Below are 4,755 nucleotides of genomic sequence, written 5' to 3'. Positions count from 1 at the left end.
CGCGAGCAACCTGCTGAGCAGCAGCAGAATCAAACGCTTTAATCCAGCTAAATTCCTCGAATGGCTTAATTTCCTTGAGGAGAGAAGCCATATCTTTGTAAAACAGGAATGTTTTATCGTATTCATATCGACGCATATTTTCAGACAACAACAGATCCCAAATGCCACGCGCTATCGCACCAAACTCAATGAGCTTAACTTCTTGTTCTGGCGTAGGGTTTAGCCTGTAGTTGTATCTGAGCGTCTTTTTCATATACTGTATAGACCACTGTATAAGGCCAAGTTGTCAAGATGGAATATGAAACTAAATCTCACTGCAAATATCTAATTGCGCTTCATCTAATTTTGGTGGTTAAGTACAGAAAACCTCTGCTAAACGGAAGGCTGGGTGAGTTTGTAAAGAAAACGGTTTTCGATGTTTCTCTATCATCTGACTTTAGGATCGAAGAGGTTGAGATAGACAAAGATCACATTCATATGCTGATTACAATCGGCACTCGATACTCAGTAGGCCAGCACGCAAGGAGGATTAAGCAAGCCACAACCGCTAAAATCTGGAATCATTTCCTTATCTGAAAAACCAATTTTGGAAAGAGAAAACATTTTGGTCTGATGGGTACTTTGTGTGTTCTGTAGGGAATGCAAGCGCAGATACTATACGAAAATATATCCAAGAGCAGGGGTGACACCTATTCATCCCCGCGACATTACTTTGTTCTGATCACGGGGTTTTCTCGGTGAGTTTAGATAAAGAACAAGTTTTTATGTGCTTGAAAAATGCAGCACCTCTTCATTTTTTATTGCTCGATCAACAGAGTTTCAACAACTTCTTCTGTCGTATTGCTTTTAATTCTAATTTTCTTAGCGTGTTTATTGAGCGATACAATTTCATCGCAAAATCCTTCTGTTGGGTATAACGTGTACTTGTAATCGGTAACCTTACCTTCATCGTCTTTTACAGCAGCTATATCATACTTCTCTAAAATGCCAGCATTAATAAGGTCTTTCATTGTTGAAGTCATATTTCTGCGAATAGCGATTAAGCGGTTTTCAGTTATATCTTCTGACTCAATTGAACCAAATTTAATCATTATTCTTACAAGCATGAAGTGATACGTTTTTTCGGGGCTGGCGTATCTAAATAGTGTATAAAGTCTGGTTGTAAGCCAGCTAGATAAGGTTCTCTTAAATTGTTGCGCCTGGTTAAAGTAATATCCTTTATAAGATACAGTTTCAATTTGCTGAGCCATGTACTCATTAAGAAATACAATGCATCTCTGAGTGCTTGGCCCTTTTTTACCAGAAAAATGAATTGACCCCAGATAAGGCATTTTTGCTTCATTTGTTTCTACTTCACCATTTGAGCTGGTGCTGTAGTTAAAAGACAGTTGACTCCCTGACAGGATTAGTAGCGCTTCCTTTAAATCTGGATAAGATAATGATTGATTAACTGACTTAAGCTCTGCATTTAGTTCATTCATTTTAAAATGAATTGCGTAACGAGTGCCGCTTGCGTTATTAATCTTAGAAATATTGCCTTTAGTTGCAAGTGATATAAGCGCCCTTTCTACCTTTTCTTCGCGGTCAGATGGCCAAGCAACATAGTCAGTTTCTTTACCTTTGATTACAGCTGGTGAAATTTGTAATTCACCGGTGTATTCAACACCATCCAACTTATCAGAAATAGAACGAGAATTAACGAGCCTTTCTGGTGCTTGTCTAATTGGGTATATGGTAGTTTTAACTCTTACAAAACGAGACCATAAATCGTATAAAGGAAAGGTATTTGATAACGAATTTGATTTCAAACCTTCAAAATGCACATCAGTAAAGAGTTTGAGCTGCTCAACCTCAGCGGCTTCCTGAACTACTAGCCCTTTAGTGCTGATAGTCTCTGGCAAATTATTTATTGTAAGTTTGTTTTTGCTCATACCGAAATTCCCGCATACTTGAATTTCAAATATATCAAATCGCTATATAAATAACACAGTAAAATGCACCATTATTAAAAATCTCTTTATAATCATTAAGATAATAGAGTGTAACTGTGATCTGACTACCTATTAAACCTATTAAAAATAACGTGTAATTGCGATCTGGTAGTTTGAGTAACAGTATGAATAACGTGTAACTGCGATCTGAGTTCAAAACCTATCTATTTGATTAACGTGTAATTGCGATCTGGGATGAAATTTGAGGCCATAAAATAACGTGTAAATGCGATCTGAGATGAAATTTGAGGTCAAAAAATAACGTGTAATTACGATCTGGGATGAAAATTGAGGCCGAAAAATAACGTGTAAATGCGATCTGGGATGAAACTTGGGGTCATAAAATAACGTGCAAATGCGATCTGGGATGAAATTTGATGTCATAAAATAACGTGTAAATGTGATCTGACACAAAAATTTAGCTCATAAAATAAAGTGTAAATGCGATCTGAGAAGCTACATAACTACTGAATAACGTGTAATTAGGGTCTGAAATTTATTTTCAGTTTATTATTTCATCAACTTACTTCTGTGTGCCCGATGTGAACTTAAAACTATTGATCAAAAATAAATCAGAAAAATTTGCTCTAAAAAGGACAGAGAAATTACAAAATAAAGTGTAAAACCGATCTGAAAAATAAAACGCATATATTTCATCGACTTACAGAATTTTACCACACGCAAACAAAGGTAACGGGCGAAAAAAAACTTTTTTCAAATGAAAATTCACTAAACTTCTGTAGTATGGATTCAGCAGGGCTGTGAATAACCCCTTAAAAAAAGGTGTAATTGCGATCTGAGAAGCGTGCAATTGCGATCTGGTACAGTAATTTGGCCTATTTTCAATCATTTCGAATAAAAATCAAACTGTGGTTGTGAATAAAATAAAGTGTAAATGCGATCTTGAGCAATGTCGTTGTGGATATTTTACAGACAACCCTTTATAACCTGTTGATAATAATATCAATATGAGTACCAATAACGTGTAGCTGCGATCTAAGTAAGGTGTAATTGCGATCTAAATAACGTGTAATTGCGATCTCGTTTATTTTTTATTAGCTATAAAAATCAATAAGTTAATAACACAATCCACAGCGCTAACCTAAAGATCTAACCTATATATTTAACCATCATTATCCTTAATATTTATTCTTAGCTCTCAACAAATCAAATTAAAAATGATATTTGGTATTTAAAAAGAACTAAGCTCAATACCTTTAGCTAATTAGTTCTTTGCAAAATGCACGATGTAATTTAGCTGTCATTCTGTTGTTAAATAAACAATAGAAGGCATATTCATGAATTTTTCAATCTCACTCTCTACCGCAAAACATCTGTTTGTGGATGCTTGTGGTGTAGCAAATGGCTCAAAATGCAACATATCTGCGTTGGATTATATCCACTTCTCATTAATTGGCGGCATAGCAGAAGTGCTAGGAACGGACACTCAATCGATTGTTAGGCAATCTTCACCAATTGATGCGTTTGAAGATTATGAGATTTGTATCAAAGCCAAAAAACTTAATACTTTTATAAGTAGCTTTACCGATGAAAGTAAGCCACTAAAATTTCAATTCGATGAAAATAAAGTAATTGTTAAACATGGTCGTTCAAGAGCTTCAATAGCTACAATGTCATGCGATAGCTACCCTATTCCCAAAATTGTAATTCCTAATGGCTTTCAATTTTCTTGTGATGCAGAATCATTTAAGTCTGCTATTTCTGGTATTTTTTATGCCAAGGCGAATAACGATGTAAGGCCGTTCCTAAATCATATTAACTTTTCTATAAATTCTCATCAGATGAAGCTATACACTAGTGATGGTCATAGATTGGCTACGGATATTGTTCAGTTAGAAAATTCTGTAGATGATTTGAAAGGTATCTTGCCATTTAAGCTTGCTGAAATGCTTCTCCAAGCACAGCCTGATGGTACTTTGGGCTTTTTCTTTGATGTGAGCCACTTCTATTGGTCAGCTGAAGGAACAGTATATGGCACAAACTTTCTCATAAAGGTATTTTTTGGTATATAAGTTATAACGCCAAGACGAACTTTTCAATTATCTACCCTGCCCTTCTTTTTTGTTTGGAAAAAGATAAACAAGGAGAACCAAATGGGTTAATTGTGTTTGCTTTGCCAAGTAATCAACGACCTAATGAAAATACGCATTTGTATCATGCGCCACTGATGAATATTTATTCGAATGGAGTTGTTTGCCAAGGAAATGCAACTTTACCCAAAAAGAACACATCAATTACTGAATGAAGGCATGAATGATGTTGAGAAAACTGTACTGGCCTCAAACTTCACTCACGTTAACCTCGAAAAGACCCTTAACGCAAAGGAAGTTGTAACAACGCAAAATTTGCTCGCATTTTGGAGCGCTAAAGCCAACACAAAGAGCCTAAGCAATGCAAAAGTAAGAATGCGAGAGTTAAATCGATTTATGCGTTTGGGAGAGTTTTTAAGCTCGGCCTTGTGAATATTTCACATTCAAATTAATAGTGAATAATTCACATTGTATGTCCGATCACATTAAAGGGGTAAAAAATGAACACGTTTTCAATTCCATCAGAGTGGATTTCTAAACCATTTAATGTATCAGTAATTTGTGCGGGTGGTACAGGATATGCGTTTTTATCGAAAATTCACCGAGAAAACCCCGTGATCAGAGCGAAGTGATGTCGCGGGGATGAGTCTGTGTCACCCCTGCTCTTGAATATATTTTCGTATTATCTCTGCACTAGCATTTCCTACAGAACA

The 4,755-nt window shown here is 35.8% G+C and carries 5 protein-coding genes and 1 pseudogene; 4 read left to right on the top strand and 2 right to left on the bottom strand.

Annotation, left to right across the window (positions count from 1 at the left end; translation table 11 throughout):
* The coding region (locus L1264_RS21235) for a helix-turn-helix domain-containing protein (protein WP_235404628.1) at window positions 1-253 on the bottom strand (253 nt) is incomplete at its 3' end.
* Between the two features lie 38 nt (window positions 254-291).
* Between L1264_RS21235 and tnpA the strand changes: the two are divergent.
* Window positions 292-686 (top strand): annotated as a pseudogene (tnpA, locus tag L1264_RS21575) (IS200/IS605 family transposase).
* 111 nt (window positions 687-797) lie between these two features.
* Here the strand turns inward: tnpA and L1264_RS21230 are convergent.
* Window positions 798-1,931 carry a replication protein A gene (locus L1264_RS21230; protein ID WP_138601306.1) on the bottom strand — a complete coding sequence of 378 codons (1,134 nt, stop codon included), beginning with the start codon at window positions 1,929-1,931 and terminating at the stop codon, window positions 798-800.
* 1,358 nt (window positions 1,932-3,289) lie between these two features.
* Here L1264_RS21230 and L1264_RS21225 point away from each other — a divergent pair.
* The 3 genes from L1264_RS21225 (at window position 3,290) to L1264_RS21475 (ending at window position 4,674) form a co-directional block, all read left to right on the top strand.
* Window positions 3,290-4,024: a DNA polymerase III subunit beta family protein gene (locus L1264_RS21225; RefSeq protein ID WP_235404626.1), complete on the top strand. Its 735-nt coding sequence runs from the start codon at window positions 3,290-3,292 to the stop codon at window positions 4,022-4,024.
* The gene (locus L1264_RS21570) at window positions 3,982-4,257 is read left to right on the top strand and encodes a hypothetical protein (protein ID WP_187491056.1); all 276 of its coding nucleotides are present in this window, start codon (window positions 3,982-3,984) and stop codon (window positions 4,255-4,257) included. Before L1264_RS21225 ends, L1264_RS21570 begins: the two co-directional genes overlap by 43 nt.
* 285 nt (window positions 4,258-4,542) lie before the next feature.
* Window positions 4,543-4,674 carry a hypothetical protein gene (locus L1264_RS21475; protein ID WP_268833887.1) on the top strand — a complete coding sequence of 44 codons (132 nt, stop codon included), beginning with the start codon at window positions 4,543-4,545 and terminating at the stop codon, window positions 4,672-4,674.
* Window positions 4,675-4,755: the final 81 nt, after the last annotated feature.

The organism is Pseudoalteromonas sp. APAL1, from assembly GCF_021532475.1.
Taxonomy (GTDB): domain Bacteria; phylum Pseudomonadota; class Gammaproteobacteria; order Enterobacterales; family Alteromonadaceae; genus Pseudoalteromonas; species Pseudoalteromonas lipolytica_C.
This window is presented reverse-complemented; position numbering and strand designations above follow the sequence as displayed.

Excerpts from the sequence above, each read along its gene's own strand:
- L1264_RS21230 (WP_138601306.1), bottom strand. The coding sequence starts at position 1,931 with ATGAGCAAAAACAAACTTACAATAAATAATTTGCCAGAGACTATCAGC.
- L1264_RS21225 (WP_235404626.1), top strand. The coding sequence starts at position 3,290 with ATGAATTTTTCAATCTCACTCTCTACCGCAAAACATCTGTTTGTGGAT.
- L1264_RS21475 (WP_268833887.1), top strand. The coding sequence starts at position 4,543 with ATGAACACGTTTTCAATTCCATCAGAGTGGATTTCTAAACCATTTAAT.